11 protein-coding genes are annotated in these 15897 nt (G+C 68.3%); 6 read left to right on the forward strand and 5 right to left on the reverse strand.

Translation table 11 applies throughout. The features are described from left to right. The first annotated feature begins 599 nt into the window (after positions 1-599). Both ACQP0P_RS36845 and lgt read left to right on the forward strand, forming a co-directional pair. Entirely contained in the window at positions 600-1877 is a 1278-nt protein-coding gene (locus tag ACQP0P_RS36845) for an ISL3 family transposase (protein ID WP_433364375.1), read from the forward strand. A gap of 778 nt (positions 1878-2655) precedes the next feature. Continuing rightward, a complete protein-coding gene (lgt, locus tag ACQP0P_RS36850) occupies positions 2656-3471 on the forward strand; it encodes a prolipoprotein diacylglyceryl transferase (protein ID WP_433364378.1) in 816 nt (271 codons plus the stop codon). Between the two features lie 281 nt (positions 3472-3752). On the opposite strand, the gene ACQP0P_RS36855 is transcribed toward lgt, so the two are convergent. The 4 genes from ACQP0P_RS36855 to ACQP0P_RS36870 all read right to left on the reverse strand — a co-directional run bounded on the left by ACQP0P_RS36855 (position 3753) and on the right by ACQP0P_RS36870 (position 9282). After that, the gene (locus tag ACQP0P_RS36855) at positions 3753-7007 is read right to left on the reverse strand and encodes a hypothetical protein (RefSeq protein ID WP_433364381.1); all 3255 of its coding nucleotides are present in this window, start codon (positions 7005-7007) and stop codon (positions 3753-3755) included. A 3-nt stretch (positions 7008-7010) separates the two neighbouring features. After that, positions 7011-7934, reverse strand: coding sequence for a hypothetical protein (locus tag ACQP0P_RS36860; RefSeq protein WP_433364384.1), 924 nt, complete (start codon positions 7932-7934; stop codon positions 7011-7013). Next, positions 7931-8692: a hypothetical protein gene (locus ACQP0P_RS36865; protein ID WP_433364386.1), complete on the reverse strand. Its 762-nt coding sequence runs from the start codon at positions 8690-8692 to the stop codon at positions 7931-7933. Before ACQP0P_RS36865 ends, ACQP0P_RS36860 begins: the two co-directional genes overlap by 4 nt. 131 nt (positions 8693-8823) lie before the next feature. Further along, on the reverse strand, positions 8824-9282 hold the full coding sequence (locus tag ACQP0P_RS36870; RefSeq protein WP_433364389.1) for a hypothetical protein: 459 nt from the start codon (positions 9280-9282) through the stop codon (positions 8824-8826). A gap of 618 nt (positions 9283-9900) precedes the next feature. Here ACQP0P_RS36870 and ACQP0P_RS36875 point away from each other — a divergent pair. The 4 genes from ACQP0P_RS36875 to ACQP0P_RS36890 all read left to right on the forward strand — a co-directional run bounded on the left by ACQP0P_RS36875 (position 9901) and on the right by ACQP0P_RS36890 (position 15061). Then, positions 9901-10095 (forward strand): hypothetical protein, encoded by a 195-nt coding sequence (locus ACQP0P_RS36875; protein ID WP_433364392.1) that lies wholly within the window; start codon positions 9901-9903, stop codon positions 10093-10095. Between the two features lie 558 nt (positions 10096-10653). Beyond that, a complete protein-coding gene (locus tag ACQP0P_RS36880; protein WP_433364395.1) occupies positions 10654-11826 on the forward strand; it encodes a glycosyltransferase in 1173 nt (390 codons plus the stop codon). Positions 11827-11873: 47 nt separating this feature from the next. Then, entirely contained in the window at positions 11874-13736 is a 1863-nt protein-coding gene (gene asnB / locus ACQP0P_RS36885) for an asparagine synthase (glutamine-hydrolyzing) (RefSeq protein ID WP_433364398.1), read from the forward strand. After that, on the forward strand, positions 13733-15061 hold the full coding sequence (locus ACQP0P_RS36890; protein WP_433364401.1) for a polysaccharide biosynthesis C-terminal domain-containing protein: 1329 nt from the start codon (positions 13733-13735) through the stop codon (positions 15059-15061). The genes asnB and ACQP0P_RS36890 overlap by 4 nt, the downstream gene beginning before the upstream one ends. Here ACQP0P_RS36890 and ACQP0P_RS36895 read toward each other — a convergent pair. Beyond that, positions 14969-15886, reverse strand: a complete 918-nt coding sequence (locus ACQP0P_RS36895) for a class I SAM-dependent methyltransferase (protein ID WP_433364404.1) — start codon at positions 15884-15886, stop codon at positions 14969-14971. The genes ACQP0P_RS36890 and ACQP0P_RS36895 overlap by 93 nt on opposite strands. Between the last annotated feature and the right edge of the window lie 11 nt (positions 15887-15897).

Raw genomic sequence — 15897 nt, forward strand, 5'->3', positions numbered from 1 at the left:
GCTCTGAGCCATTATCCCAATATCTCCACAGGAGGCTTATGCGGGCCATTATGGCAGATAGGAGCGGAGCGTGATGAGAGAGAGGCCATTCGCGTAGAGCAATCTCTTCGGCTTCAGTCAGCCGGCGCGCCGTCCAGGTGACATCATCGGATGCTGGGCTGTGGGCGCATCCCACCTCGCTCCGAAGATGCTCCTCCATGAATCTCGCCGTCTGGCGATTCCTTTCTGAGAGGTCAATGATGCCGCTAGTAGGGATGTGGGTGAGGCGAATGCTGCGTGCGCTCGTTTTTGTGAATCGCAATCCAGGGATGCCGCAGAACCTCACGATGCCTTCGTGATCGCGCTCAACCTCCGGAAGAAGATATGAAGCTATCCGTGCCGCGACAGTCCAGCCCATCGCCATGTGTCTCGGCTGAGGAGACGCCCAATTGAAATAGAGGAACATCTCTCGAAAGGGGCTCTTCGATCTTGAGGGGGAAGTGCCCGGGCGTGGCCTGACGGGCGAGAGCTCGTGACCCCGCGACACTGGCTGTTGATCAATGGACAGTTGGTGACGGGGGCCACAAGCTGTGAACGACAGTACTTCGATCCTGTTCGGCATGCCGGAAATCACGGTGGTGAAGGTCGAGCGCGTCGCCGATGACGGCGGACAACCAGGGCGGCTGGTGCATATCGAACGCCCGGAAGACTGGGCGGCCTGCCCCGAGTGCGGGGTCGTCTCCACCTCGGTGCGCCAGCGGCGCACGACCCGCCCCCGCGACCTGCCCTACGGCCCAGAACCGCTCGGGGTGCGCTGGCACAAACGGCAGTTCGCCTGCACCGAGAAGCTGTGTGCACGCAAGGCCTTCACCGAGTCGGTCGCCGAGATCCCGCCGCGGGCGCGGGTGACGGGCCGGTTGTGCCGGGCGGTGGCCCGTCAGGTCGCCTCGGGCCGCTCCGTGGCCGCGGTGGGCCGCGAGTACACGGTGGGCCGGCCGCTGGTGCACCGCCACTTCGCCGCCCACGCCGACGCGCTGCTCATCGAACCCGAACCGCCGATCGTGCTGGGCATCGACGAGACCCGCCGAGGCAGACCAAAGTGGATCAAGAACGAGGCGACCGGCCGATGGGCGCGGACCGAGCTGTTCGAGACCAACTTCGTCGACCTGTCCGGGCCTGGTGGGTTGCTCGGCCAAGCCGCCGGCCGGACCGGTAAGGCCGTGGTGGACTGGCTGAACACCCGCGGCGAGGACTGGAGGAGCCAGGTGCGCGTCGTGGCGATCGATCCGGCCGCCTGCTACCGCACCGCGGTCAAGCAGGCTCTGCCACACGCTGTCATCGTCGTCGATCACTTCCACCTGGTCGCACTCGCGAACAAGGCGCTCACCAGCGTGCGCCGGCGCGTCACCCGCGAGCACCGCGGACGCCGGGGCCGGGCCACCGATCCGGAATGGGCCAACCGGCGCCGCCTGCTGCGCGGCCGTGAACGCCTGTCGGAGCGCACGTTCACCCGGATGTGGAACGACCTGATCGACCACGAGCCCACCGGGCAGATCCTGACCGCGTGGATCGCCAAGGAAGAACTCCGTGCTCTGCTGGCCTGCGCCCGTGAGCAGGCACCGCGGTCGGTGATCTCTCACCGGCTCCACCGGTTCCTGTCCTGGTGCGCCGACTCCGGCATCCCCGAACTCCTCACTCTGGCTGAGACGATCGACGCCTGGTGGCCCGAGACACCGGCGTTCATCACCACCGGCATCACCAACGCCCGTACCGAGGGAACGAATCGGTTGATCAAGGATGCCGCCCGCGTGGCGTTCGGCTTCCGCAACCTCCACAACCAACGCCGCCGCGTACGGTTGGCCTGCACACATCAAACGATCAACGTGCCAGCGGCATGAGGGTGAACATCCCCCTCAAAATCGAAGAGCCGCTTTGGCGCTGGCGGGAGCGTCAGAGCCACGCGAGGACTTCGAACGGAACCGAGCACGCGCGCAGGCGGAATATGACACCTTGTGCAATCCCAATCCCCAGATCAAAGCAGCCCGCCTCACACGAGAAGCGGAGGCAGAGCGTCGTACGGAAGAGGAAAGAGCGCGCGCTCTGAGGCCACCTGCTTCCACGGCGCAGAAGAAGATCGGTGCGAGAGTGAAGAACGTCGTCCTCTGCAAGACAGTCCCCTAAAAGGGGTGCACCTTCAGTGCTAGAAGTTCATCCCCTCCGATCGATTGACTTCTACATCCTTTGAACCCGTGATGCGGCGCCGGACCAATATCGCCCATGATGGTTGGTCTCCGTTCGAGGTCGAGGGCAGGCTCCGTCCCTCAGCCCCGGCCCACCGACAGCGAGGTTGCACCTTGGGTTGCAATACAGGGTCGTTCAGAACCGTTCAGGACGGACCGCGCGTGCCCTCTGACCTGCATTGAACGATCCAGGACAGCGCAAAATCGATCTTTTAATCCGTAGGTTCTGGGTTCGAGTCCCAGGCGCCCTACCATCTGACCTGCGACCGTGGTCTTCGAGGCGATGAACGGAATCACTCGTCGTACGCCTGCCGCCAGGGCGGTGAAGGCATGCGAAATATGGACTTCGGTGGGATGTGTGATCGCGGCGGGCTGCACTAGATTGCCTGCCATGTCGCTTGCCAGCATTCCCAGTCCCTCCGAAGGAGTCTGGTATTTGGGGCCGTTGCCCATCCGTGGTTACACGATCTGCATCATTCTCGGTGTCGTGGTGGCCGTCGTCATCGCCGAGCGCCGCTGGCGGAATCGCGGTGGGACGCCGGGAACCATGCTGGACCTGGCGACGTGGGGGGTCCCGTTCGGCATCGTGGGTGCGCGGCTGTACCACGTCATCACCGACTGGCAGCTGTACTTCGGGCCTGATGCCCCCCACCGGCCGATCGACACGATCCTGATCTGGAGCGACTCCGGCCCGGGCTGGCGCGGCCTGGGTGTCTGGGGCGCCGTCGCCCTGGGTGGGGTGGGCGTGTGGATCGCCTGCCGCCGCCGGGGCATCGCCTTGAGCGCGGTCGCCGACACCGTGGCCCCGGCCGTCGCCATCGGCCAGGCCATCGGCCGGTGGTGCAACTATTTCAACCAGGAGCTGTTCGGCGGCCCGACCGACCTGCCCTGGGGGTTGGAGATCGATGCGGGCCGTCCGGGGACCGTGCCGGGCGCCACCACCTATCACCCCACGTTCCTCTACGAGTCGCTGTGGAGCCTGGGCCTGGCGCTGGCACTGATCTGGATCGGCGGTCGCTTCGCGCTGCGGCACGGCCGGCTCTTCGCCTTGTATGTGGCGGGCTATACCGCGGGCCGGTTCTGGATCGAGGGCCTGCGCGTCGACCCGGCCAACGAGATCCTCGGGATGCGGCTGAACCAGTGGACGTCGATCGCTCTGTTCCTGGGCGCGATGGCCTACGTCTACCTGACCCGAAACAAGAGGTCCGAGGAGTCTCTGGGCGATGAACGGGTTCCCGCCGAGGTGAAGTGACCCCACGCGATGGCGCCACCCGCATCGCGGCGCCGTTGCCCCACGAGCCCTTGCCGTCGAACAGTTCGGCCGAGAGCGTCCGCCAATCACCGCCTTCGCGAACGAGGCGGAGCATCCGGTTGGTGGCCGGGCCGTATCCACTGCTCACCACGATGCGTGGGTCTACCGCGTACTGCTGCGGCACCTCCGGCCGCTTGTCCTCGGGCAGGAGGATGTACTTGCGGAGGGCAGTACGGAGCTCATGAGTATCGGGACGAGCGAGGGCAGGACCGTACAGGCCGTCACCGGCAGACAGGCTCGTAGGGGCGGGGATCCAGGAATCGCCGCCACTCCGCCGGTGTCAGGGCGCGGGCAGCGCGGGCGCAAGCGAGGCGGATCCACCCCTCGGGATGCCAGGCGAGCGCCTTGCCCCCAAGCGTTGTGGCTGCGTAAGCGGTCTTGTGGTCACCGGAGAACGCCCAGGGGGCCGTGAGATCGGCGTCGTCGACGGTCGGCAGCACCCCCATGCGCTGCCCGGTGCCGAGGTTCCAGACCTCTCGGTCGGAGTCTACGTACGGACGGTTGATCAGCCGGCCGTTCTCGATCTGCATTTCGGAGGTGTTGATGGGAAGCGGGTCGTTCTCCTGTTGCCAGGTGCCCACATCGAGCGCACGCACGGAGCCGACCATCGCGACATAGAGCGCATTCTCATCGGCCGCGAGACCGGTCGGTACGTCCCCCAGGGTGTGGGTGCGGTCGTCCCCGGGAGATACCCGGCTGGTCCGCCATGCGATCAGGCGGGGTCCGTCGTTGAAGATCAGCTCCTTGTCCGTGAAGGTCATACCGCTCTGCGCGATGCCATCCGACGTGCGGACCTTAGCGATCTGGCCGTCATCGACCGACCAGAGGGTGATGTAGCCGCCTCCCCCGGAGGACCCGGGCCCGACGGACGTGGCCACGAACCGTCCGTCCGGGCTCAGCGCGAACTCCTGCGCGAGGCTCCCCGGGTCGACGGTGCCTAGGCCCCGACCGGTCTCGGAGTCCCATAGCGTCGCCCCGCCGGCGTTCTCCCAGGCTGCCAATACTGATCCATCCTGACTGAACCGCAGTTCACCCGGATCGGTTGGCGGTGTTTCCACCGGTATCGGTGGCAGATCGGTCCCTGGCCGTGTGATGGCCCAGCCGTCGGGCCCGTATCCGGCGGCCTTGTCCCCGCTGACGGCGAAGGGCCGTCCTCCCTGGAAAGGAAGCCGGCGGCCGGTCTCCAGCGGGTTACGGTTCTTCCAGCTCATCCAGCGCAGGCGGCCGTCTTCGAGGAGGACGGCGAACAGGTTCGGGTCTTCCGTGTCGAACCACACGTCGTTCACTCGGTTGGTGCCCGAGGCGCCGGGGATCTCGTTCTGCGGGAGCGTGCGCGGCGGCGTGATCTCCAGTAGGTCGACGGCCTCGATGCGGTCCTGGCCCTGGAGAAGGACCCGGTCGCCGGCGCTGTCCCAGTGGACAGCGGTGAGGAACGACCGGTTGAAGACGCGCTCAGTCCCGATCCGGTGGTCTTCCCCGAACATGTCCCACAGGGCGACGCGGGTGTCCGAGATCACGGCGAGGAACCTCCCGTTGGGAGAGAGACCGAGGCCGGTGCACCCGCCGGACACCCCCGGAAGGTTCCGTTTCCCGATCCTGCTCGCGGGCGTGCGCCGCCCCTTCAGGATGGCCCGGATGTTGTACGACACCACGCGTCCGTCCTGGCACGCCACGAGCCGTTCGAGCGTGGCGGAGACCCCGAAGGGCAGCCCTTCCAGGCCGTCGCCGGAGCCGGGACGTGGCCACCGTCCGCTCAGAGGTCTCAGGGTGTCGGTGACGAACGGTTGGACGCTGCCGTCCCCCGCGACGAAGATCACCCGGCCGTCGGGGCCGAACGCGAGAGCGGACTGGTGGCGGGCGCGCCGGTACGGCTGGAGCTCGTACGGCCGTACGGCCGCGAGCACGTTCCCTCGCCGGTCGAATACGCGAAGTCTTCCGGTGGCGTCGTCGAGCGCCGCCAGCCGGTCGCCGGTCGGGCTCCAGACGAGCGCGGTTCGGGAGGGCGCATCGCTTTCCCTGGCCTCCGTGACCGTGAAGATCATGTTTCCCGACCCGGTCTCGACGACGTCGACAGCACCGCGGACACGACGGACGGCCACGAGGGCCCCGTCGGGAGATGGGACCGTCTCCCGCCTGACCCGTCGCTCCTCCTCGGTGCCGTCGCGGACCAGCAGCGGGACGGCTGTGAGCGCACCGAACAGCGCCGCCTCCATTTCGGGGGTTTCCTGCATTCGGTACGCCTCGGCGGCGAGCAGCCCAGCCAACCCGGGATCGAAGGACGCTACCTGGGCGGCCTCGGTGGCCAGCCGCCGTGCCAGCGCAAGCCAGGACGCATCCTGCTCCTTCCGGCTGATAAACCAGACCAGCCCGACCGCAACCATGATCACGGCAAGTGTGGCGGCCAGCACCTGCCGCACGAGCGCCCTGCGGTCCAGCCTGCGCGCCAGGCTCGCCGCCCGTTTCCAGGTTCGGGCGGGCACCAGGTCGGCGTCATGGGCCTCCTCGACCGCCGCGTCGTGGTCGGCTGCGGGAAAGACGACCCTGCCGGCACCGGCAGCCCGGAGTTTCTGCGCGTAGCCGCCGACCGACGCGAGCGCATCCCCGGAACTGAGCGCACCAACCACGAACGTCGCTGATCTCAGCCGCCGGATCCGCAAGAAGCCGGTCCGTCGGTTACGGCGGTACAACTCATCGAGGACGACGGCGAACGCCGCGCCGAGCGAGCCGTCCTGGACGTAGGGAACAGGCCCGGCGGCGGTCTCCACCGCGTAGAGCACGGTGCCCTCGAGACGCCCGGCCGCCGCCTTCGTCCACGCAAGGTTCAGTGCCTCGCCGAACCTGGCGTCGGCGGCGAAGAGGCTCATGCGCTCCGGATCCGGCACCAGGCAGGGCGGCCCGGGACACAGCATCGCGCGCAGCCGGGCCCGCTGCCCATCGCCGACGCGGAAGGCGAACAGGACACCGACGGCCTCCGACCGCAGCACCGGCGTCGCGGCCTGGGCCAGTCGCGCGAGCATCACCTGCGCCGCGGCCCTGGCCCGGTCCGGCGCCGTGCTCGCCCACACGAGCCCCAGGCAGCGCACCAGCGCGGGGTGGTCGGCCGTCATCGCGGTGAAGCCCGCGTCCGCCGCACCGTTCGCCCGCGCGAGCCAGCGCAGTGCCGCTTCGATCGCGTCCGGCGCCGCCGCGGCGTCCACCAAGGCTAGGCCGAGTCCCGCCAGGGCGCGCAGCGCGTGAACGGGCGAACCCTGCTCGGCGCGGTACGGTGCGCCGAGGACGCGGGCGGCGTCCGGATCGTCCCGGTAGCCGAGCAGCTCATCCACGATCACATGCAGTTGATGGGACGGGTCGGCGTGCAGGGATCGCAGCCCGCCGACGTCACCGGCGGCCGTCATCTCCGCGATGCGCAGGAACAACTCCTGGCGTTCGCCGGTGAGCCGGGTCAGCAGTTCGCGAGTTGTCTCCTGCGACGTCATCGATCAGGAGTCCAGCGCCTGCCTGAGCGGATGACCGTTCGGAAGATCCCGAGCGATCGCCTCCCAACTGGCCAGATCGTGTCTCGTCGTGACCGCGGTGAGCGAACGGACGAGTTCCTCCCCGGACCTGTCAGCGATCTCCGCTGATCCGGCCGGCAGTCCGTCCAGGTCGACGGTCACATGGGCGCCGACTGGCTCGGGAAGGCTCAGTTCGCCGTGCGTGTCGCCGGATCCCGCCCGCAGGACCATCCATACGCGAACCGAGCCGGACTCGTCCGTCACCCGGATCGGAAGAAACATCGTCCCGTACGTACGTGCTATCGATTCGGCTTCTCTCATGTCGAGGGTCGCGCCGGCACCTACCCGGAGACGGCCGTCCCGGGTCAGGGCTGCGGTCAGCTGGACGGGGCCGCGCGCCACCCGCACCCGGCCGTGGTCATTATCCTCCCCGGCAGCCATCGCGAACCGCGTCTCGACGCGGAGACCGCTGGGAACGTCCTCGCCGCGGATCCGCGCGAGCGCGCGGTCGATGGCGAAGGTGAGGAACCGGTCCTCTCCCCCCAACGGCAGGAGCAAGGCGGTCACGCGGGCCGCTAGATCGTCCGTGAGATGCTCCCGCCTGGTCTCGATCGCCGCGATCAGCGATGCCGCCCGGGTTCGCCGCTGAACGGCGCCGGTGGCGCTGCTCAACGCGTCGGTGAGTGTCTCGATCCCGGGCTTCGCCGGCGCTTCCCTTCGCGTATCCCTCACGACGGGTACAGCGACCGCAGCCAGCCCGTAGGAGAGCCGCAGCGGCTTACCTGTCAACGACGCCCAGTAGCGCTGCCAAAGCGCGACGCCCTCCCGGGCCCTGGGCGGGGGAACCGGTGCCGGATCACCGCCTACGAGGCTCGCCCAGTACCTGCGGCCGAAGGAGACGCCACTCATGGAACCTGCCCGGGAGGCACCGGGGGTTCCCCAAGCGCCTCGGCGCGCTGCTGGGCCGCGCCCAGCGACTGCGCGCTCCCGATCTGCTTCAACAGTGCGGGCGCTGCCGCACCTACGGCGATCGCCGCGATCGGGCCGGTCACCTGAGATGCGAGCACGCTCCCGCTCAGGGCGCCCAGGGCGATGCGGGTCAGCGCCACCAGCGTGTCGGCCCGGAAATCGACGTAGTCGCTCAGCCGCGGCAACGGCTGTTTGTCCACACGCAGGTGCTCTCGCCGAGCGGCCTGCCACTCTCTCAGATAGGCCCAGCTGCTCATGAACTCAACGACCAGGCCGCCGAGCCCGCCATACACAATCACCTGCAAGAGATCCATCAGCCCCACCGGAACGGCGATCTTCTTTGGGAGCCATCTTGCCGCGATTCCCATGATGGCGCTCAAATCTCGCGAAATTGGCCCTGGTACAAAGTTCGGATGCTGTTGGTGATCTATGAGGTCATTCCGGGTTCTGGGCCGGCAGCCGTCGGCGGAGTTGCTGGAACGGGTTTCAGGCAGCGCGGACTCCGACGAGAGCTGAACCAGGCCCTCGATGAGTATTTCCCCGGCCTGGAAGTCGCCGCCGGCACGCAGAAAGCGTGCCGGATCCTCGGAGAATCCCGCGCCGACGTGTACCGGAAACGCAATCCCCGGCCGCGTGTGATCCGTGAGCGCACACCGTTTCATCACCCGGCCGAGTTGTCGCAGGAAGAACGCGCGCACGTACTGGCGGCGCTGGACTCACCCCGGTTCGTCGACCGGTCCCCGGGCCATGTGGGTTGCGTCCACGGAGGCGGTGTACGGGTTTTCCCAGCCACTGGGCGTGGCGCTGGGGAATGAGGAACAGGCTCAGTTCATTTCAGGGTGTGCTTGCACATGTTCTCGCCGCCGTCGTTAGTGGCGACCTCCTGGCCATCAACCAGAATGCGGCACTTGGCAGGCTTGAGCATGCCGCTGGAGTCGCTGACAGAGCCGGGGATGATGGAGAGCAGGTAGCCAACCTTCTGTTCGGCCGCGGTCAGTTCGATGGTCACGGTCTTCTTCCAGGGGAGGGTGACACCCGACTCGCTGCCGTCGGTGTCGGCGAAATAGACGATCGGCTGCTGGAGCTTGCCCTTACCGTTCACCTCCAGAGTGACCTCGCGGGTCACCTTCTGGGGCGCGGCAGGCTGCATGGACGGCGAGGTTGACGCGGGAGGAGCGGCGACGGACGGCGCGGACGCCGACTCGTCGGTTCCACCACAGGCGGCAAGGGGGAGCAGGACCATCGCAAGCAGCGCGGGAATTCGCCCGTTCATTATCAACTTGGACATAACGGCCAAGGCTACAGTTGTCCACGAGCAACTGGAGCTGCCCCGGTTCAGTAGACGTATCAGGGCTTGCGGGCCGTCGTCCGCTCCAGAACGAGGTCCTTCACACACCGCGGGCCATGGAAGTCGCAGTAAGGCGGACCTGCGCTCGACGTCGAGCTGTAGCTTTCAGACGCGGCGAGGAGGCCGCTGTCTGAAGAGGGACACGAAAACGGTACGGAGTCCTCAGCGACCGCTCTACTTCCAAGCAGAGCTCCCGGCCGCTCTTCCGGATCACCACACGGCCGTACCCAAAAAAGTTGGGCCTCCAGGTCTTCCGGCCGGTGGGACGAGATGGGCGGCTAACGGCACCACCGGCCGGACCACCCGCACCCTCCGGTGTCGGACCGGTTTCTCCCCGGAGAGGTGGCCCGAACGGGGACGCGTGTTCGATACATAGCGGAAGCCGCTCCCCCTCCCGGTTCAGGCCGGACAGCTGCGGGAGTGCCCCGAACTCCGACGACTGTCCGGATGGTGTTCGAAGTTGAACCGGCTCTCTCCAGGCAGTCGTATGAGTGCGCACAGCAATGGAGAGGTGGCCCGCGACAGGCGGGCCGCCCTCGCCCAAAGGAGAAGACCGCGATGAACCGCACCACGATCGCCGCCGGGCTGATCACTCTCGGCGCCGTCCTGGCCGCGCCCGCGCTAGCCGCCGGTCCGGCGCACGCGACGGCCTCCCCCTCCGACCCGTGGGACGGACTCGGGATCGAACTCGGGAACGGAATCGGGACCGGGTCGCTCCTCGACTACGGCAACATCGGCCTCGGCATCCTCTAGGAGTAACCGCACAGGTCTGGAAATGCAGGCGGCCTCGTTCCCCTCCAGGACGAGGCCGTCACCGCGAGACGGCACCGCCGTCCGGTCGCCCGTCCACGACCTCTCGCCGACGGCCGAGCGTCCGACGACGGAGGTGGCGGTGACCACGATTCCCAGGCCGGCAGCGCGGGTTCGATTCCTATCCCCCGCGCGGCACATCCCAACCCGGGCCTTGGTCGTTCTCGGGGCCGTCCCGATGGCCACGGGAAGGGGCTTCGCCCCGTGGCGGTACAGCTCCCACTTCGTAACGGCGGAAGACGACCGGTCCGGCTCCGCGCCGTCAGCGGGGATCTCCGCCGAGGTGAGCAGGCGCGGCCCCGGCGGGGTCGACGGGTCGAAGCGCTCACAACAGTCCTGCACCTCACGGCTGTTACGTACGGTTCCGACAGGCGATCTGACCTGAGAGGTCGTTCTGAGACGGTCCGGACCACGTAAACGCAGGCGAAATTCCTTTCCGCGACACGCTCGCCGGTCATGACAGTCCCCCACCCGCGAGCGTTGATCACCCAAGGTAAGAACATGGAAGCGAAAGGTAGCCGTGGGGTGATCTCGCCCCTGGAGGCGACGTCCGGCGGACCCCGCCATGTCGTGTTGCTGATCGGGCAGCTTCAGGTCGGCGGCACCGAGAAACAGATCTTCCTTCTGGCCACGGGGCTGATCCGCAGCGGTGTGGCGGTCGACGTGGTGACGTTGCACTCGGACGGGCCCTACCGTGACGCGCTCGAACGCGAGGGCATCACCGTGCACAACGCCAGATTCACCGGGCTGTCGACGGGTCCCATGGCATTTCCTCGCAACCTGCTCGCGGCGGCACGCCTCATCAGGTTGATACGGCGGCTCAGACCTGACGTGCTGCACGCCTTTCTGTACCACGCCTATGTGGTCGGCGCGCCGATCGCCTGGCTCGCCCGGGTGCCTGTCGTGGTGGCGGGGCGGCGCAGCCTGAGCGTCTTCAAGCGGGTCCGGTACGGGAGTTACACGTTGGAACGCGTCGCCACCCGGCTGACCCGGCACGTGGTGGCCAACGCCGTGGCCGTGGCGGAGGATGCCAGAAGGGTGGAAAAACTCCCAGCCGAGAAGCTCAGCGTGATCTACAACGGCCTGCCCGAGTCGGCCTTCCTGCCCGCCACACCGGCTCAGATCAGCACTGACCTGCCAATCGTGTGCAGTGTGGCCAACCTGAAGACGCACAAGGGGCACCGTTTCCTCATCGAGGCCGTCGCGCTGCTGGCCGCCCGGGGTATGCCGTGCACCCTGGTGCTCGCGGGCGAAGGGCCCGAGCGCGATGTCCTGCTGCGGCAGGCGGAGAGCTCGGGCGTGGACCTGCGCCTTCTGGGCCTTCGCCGGGATGTCGAGGCCCTGATGCGCCGGGCGTCGGTGATGGTGCTCGCATCGCTCCACGAGGGGATGAGCAACGCCGTCATGGAGGCGATGGCGGCGGGCAAGCCGATCGTCGCCACCGCGGTGGGCGGGACCTGCGAACTGCTGAGCGGGCGCGGCCTGCTGGTCCCCCCGGCGGACCCTCGGGCACTGGCCGATGCCCTGGAGCGCGTGTTACGTGACCCCCGCCTGGGTGCGTCCCTTGGCTCCGCCGCGCGCGCCTGGGCGCTGGACAACCTCAACCTGGATTCCATGATCGACCGGCACCTGGTTCTGTATCGACGGCTGCTGGAGGGGCGATGTGCGGAATAGCGGGTGCCGTCTGCTCCAGCGGAGTGGATCCGGAGACGGTCCGCGGCATGTGTGAGACGATCACGCACCGCGGTCCTGACGGGAGTGGCCTGCACGTGGAGCCCTCGGCCGTGCTCGGGATGCGTCGCCTGGCCGTCGTCGATGTGGCCGGCGGTGACCAGCCCGTCTACAGCGAGGACGGCGCGGTCGTCGCGGTGTTCAACGGTGAGATCTACAACTTCGCCGAGCTGCGCGCCGAACTGCTGGACAGAGGACACCGCCTGGCCGCGAGCGGCGACTCCGAGTGCCTGGTTCACCTGTACGAGGAATACGGGGATGCCTTCGTACATCGCCTGCGCGGCATGTTCGCCTTCGCCCTGTGGGATGGGCGCAGACGCAGGCTGCTGCTGGCCCGCGACCGAGTGGGCAAGAAACCGCTCTACTGGGGGATGCGGTCCGGCTCGCTGCGTTTCGCCTCCGAGCTGAAGGCCCTGATCGACGACCCGCGGTGGCGCGGCGAGGTCGACCCGGTCGCACTCCACCACTACCTGACGTTCCAGTACGTTCCGGCTCCCTGGTCGATCTTCGAGGGCATCGGCAAGCTCCCTCCGGGTTCGACCCTGGTGTGGCAGGACGGCCAGGTGCGCGTCGACCGCTACTGGCGGCTGGATGCCACTCCCCGCCTGGGCCCCGTCGTGGCGGCGGAGGAGGCCGAGCGGTTGCGTGAGCTGCTGCTGGAGGCCACCCGGCTGCGGATGATCGGTGAACGCCCGATCGGCGCCTTCCTGTCGGGAGGAGTCGACTCCTCCGCGGTCGTCGCGGCGATGGCACGGCAGTCACCACAGCCGGTCCGCACGTTCTGCGTCGGCTTCGAGGAAACCGGCTTCGACGAGCGGGAGCACGCCAGAGAGGTCGCCGCCCTCTACGGCACCGACCACTCGGAGCTGGTCCTCCCCGACTCCCCGCTGGACGTGCTGCCTACCCTGGCCTGGCACTTCGACGAGCCGTTCGCCGACTCCTCGGCGATTCCCACCTTCCTGGTGGCCAAGATGAGCAGCCGGGAGGTGACGGTGGTGCTCAACGGGGACGGTGCGGACGAGATCTTCGGCGGCTACCGCCGCTACGCGCTGTTGCAGCGGGCCTCCCGGCTGTGGGTGCCGCCGACGGCCGCACCGGTGCTGGACGCGGCGGGCAGGAGCCTGCGGTCCCTGTCGCGCCGGGGGTCGCTGCTCCGCAGGGTGGGGTGGGGCCTGGAGCTGGCGGGGCTGCCGACCGCCGACAGGTACACGCGTCTGATGTCCTACTTCACCGAGAGACAGAAACGGGAGATCTACACCCCGGGGCAACGCGGCCGGGTAGCGGGCGTCCGCAGCGGAGCCATCATCGAGCGGGCCTTCGAGGAGTCGTTCGCCGGCTGCGATCTCACCCGGGTCATGGACGTCGACGTCAATACCTACCTGCCCGGCGACCTGCTGGTGAAGGTCGACCTCAGCACGATGGCCAACTCGCTGGAGGCGCGCTCCCCCTTCCTGGACCACGTCCTGATGGAGTGGGCCGCAGGCCTGCCCGGCGAGTTGAAGATCCGCGGGGGGACGTCGAAGTACCTCCTCAAGCGCGCTCTGGCGGACTGGCTGCCCGCGCATCTGCTGCAGCGCCAGAAGATGGGGTTCGGGGTGCCGCTGGCCTCCTGGCTCAGGACCGGGCTGCGCCCCCTGGCACACGATCTGCTCACCGACGCCACCGCCCGTAACCGGGGGATCTTCGATCCACGGGCCGTCGCCCGCCTGCTCTCCGAGCACGCCCGCGGGCGAGACCACTCCAACCGCATCTGGACTTTGATGCAGTTCGAGCTCTGGCATCGAACCCACCTGCCCGCACGACCGACCGTGCGACCAGTGGTGGACGGTCAGCGGCGACTGCGGTCCATGTGAACGCCCCAGCACTCCCTTCGGCCGCGCCCGAACGCCACCGAGACGCGATCGCCACCCGCCTGGCCCAGCTTCTCCTGACCCGCCTGGTACTCGTCGTGGCCGGTGGCCTCACCAGCATCATCGTGGCCCGTGCCCTGGGGCCGGGCGACCGCGGCGCCTACTGGGTGATCATCACCATCGCGACCACGGCGACAGCCGTGGGCAACCTGTCGGTGGAGAAGTCCCAGACGGCCCTGTGGGCACAGGAGGGCAACCGGCCTGCGATCACGGCGAACGCCCTGTGGCTGGGACTTGCCGTAGGCGTGGCGACCGCGGGAGCCGCCTTCGCCACCGTGCTCCATACCGGCGCCGACGTGGAGCCCACGGCGGATCGATCCATGCTGATCTGGGGACTGGCCGCGGTGCCCGTCATGATGGCGGTCGTCTACCTCAACAACGTGTACGTTCTGCACGGCCGTACCGGGGTCGTCAACCGGGGTTCGCTGGCCGGCGCCACCTTCCAGTGCTCCGCGCTGGCGGCCCTGGGGTTGCTCGGGCGACTCACCGTCGAGTGGGTGATGATCATATGGGCCGTCTCCGCCGCGGTGCACCTCCTGTTGCTACTGCCGCCCCTGCCCGTACGCCGGCCGCGCGAATGGCGGCTGGCCGCCCGCACGCTGTCGTGCGGGTTGCGCTACCACCTCGGCTCCGTCTGTCACTTTCTGCTGCTGCGGCTCGACGTCCTGATCCTGAACGCCATGAGCACGCCGACGGCGGTGGGGATCTACTCCATGGCGGTGACGCCGGCCGAGCTGCTGCGGGCCATGACCGACGCGGTGGTTCAGATCGCCCTGCCCCGGCAGATGGAGTCGAGCCAGGAGACGGCCGCGACGTACACGGCACGGACGATCCGGATCACCGTGCTCCTCGCCGTCCTGTCGATCACCCTTTTCTGTCTGGCGGGACCGTTTCTGGTCATCGCCGCCGCCGGCCAGGCTTTCGCGGGGTGCGCCGTGCCGATGCTGGTGCTCGCACCGGGTGTCGCGGCCGCCGCGGCGGCGCGACCGGCCGCGGCCTATCTGCTCCGGCTCAACCTGCCGTTGCCCACCTCGCTGATGTACGGCGCGGCACTGCTGACGAACCTCGCCCTGAACGTCCTGCTGATCCCCAGGATGGGCGTCACGGGGTGTGCTCTGGCCTCCACGGTCGCCTATACCGCGCTCGCCGCCGCCCAGACAGGCTGGTTCGTGCGCTCAACGGGAGTGCCCCTGCGGTGCTTGAGCCCGGGTGCCGCTGAGATGCGCGAGATCGTCCGTCGAATCCGCGGGCTCCTGCGCGGCGGCTGACCCGCCCGGCCGCCTGAGCAGATACTGGTTGCAGCCGAGTCCGCCCCCGCATGTCCTGAGCCGCATGAGGCTGAGATCGTGCGTGCGTGCGCGGGCGAGGACCTGCTCGGGCTTGGAGACCTCGAACGGGTAACCGCCCACCCAGTCGAGCATGTCGTGCCAGCGCGACATGCCCCGCGGCCGGACCGCCGCGGGGCGGGGCCGCCCGGTGAGCAGCCGCCCGATGTGGAGCAGGGGCCAGGCCCGGTGGATATAGGCCGAGCTGCCGGCGATCAGAGCGCCCCGGGTCACCGGTCCCGACCGGTTGTAGCGTCGCTTCACCACCGTCCAGATCCGGCTTTCCCAGCCCTGGTCGTTGTAGAGCGAGACGAACAGCAGTCCGCCGGGGGCGACGAGTTCGACGGCGTTGTCGAAGGCTTGCCACATGTCCCCGGTGTGGTGCAGGACTCCCCAGATGTAGACCACGTCGAAGGTCCCCAGTCGTGCGAGGTGGTCGCCGTCCAGGATCGACCCCTGCTCGATCGTCCAGGAGGCGTCAGGGGCGAAGGCGTGCCGCAGCCGCGAGGCGGACTCCACCGCCTCGGCATCGAAGTCGAAAGAGTGCACGCGGGCTCCGAGGCGATGCGCGGCGAGGGAGAACAGGCCACTGCCGCACCCCACGTCGAGGAAGGTGCGCCCGGCGAGGTGCTCGACGTCCAGGGCCTCCCGCAGCGAGCCGATCGCGTGCTGGATGCGACGTTCGTCGACGAGGTTGGCGAAGGCCTTCCAGTTGCGGCCGAAGGCGAACCTGTCGCCCCGCCGGATCTGCAGAAGGTTGTCGTCCATTACCGTGCTCC

The organism is Streptosporangium sp. CA-115845 (assembly GCF_050943795.1).
GTDB lineage: Bacteria > Actinomycetota > Actinomycetes > Streptosporangiales > Streptosporangiaceae > Streptosporangium.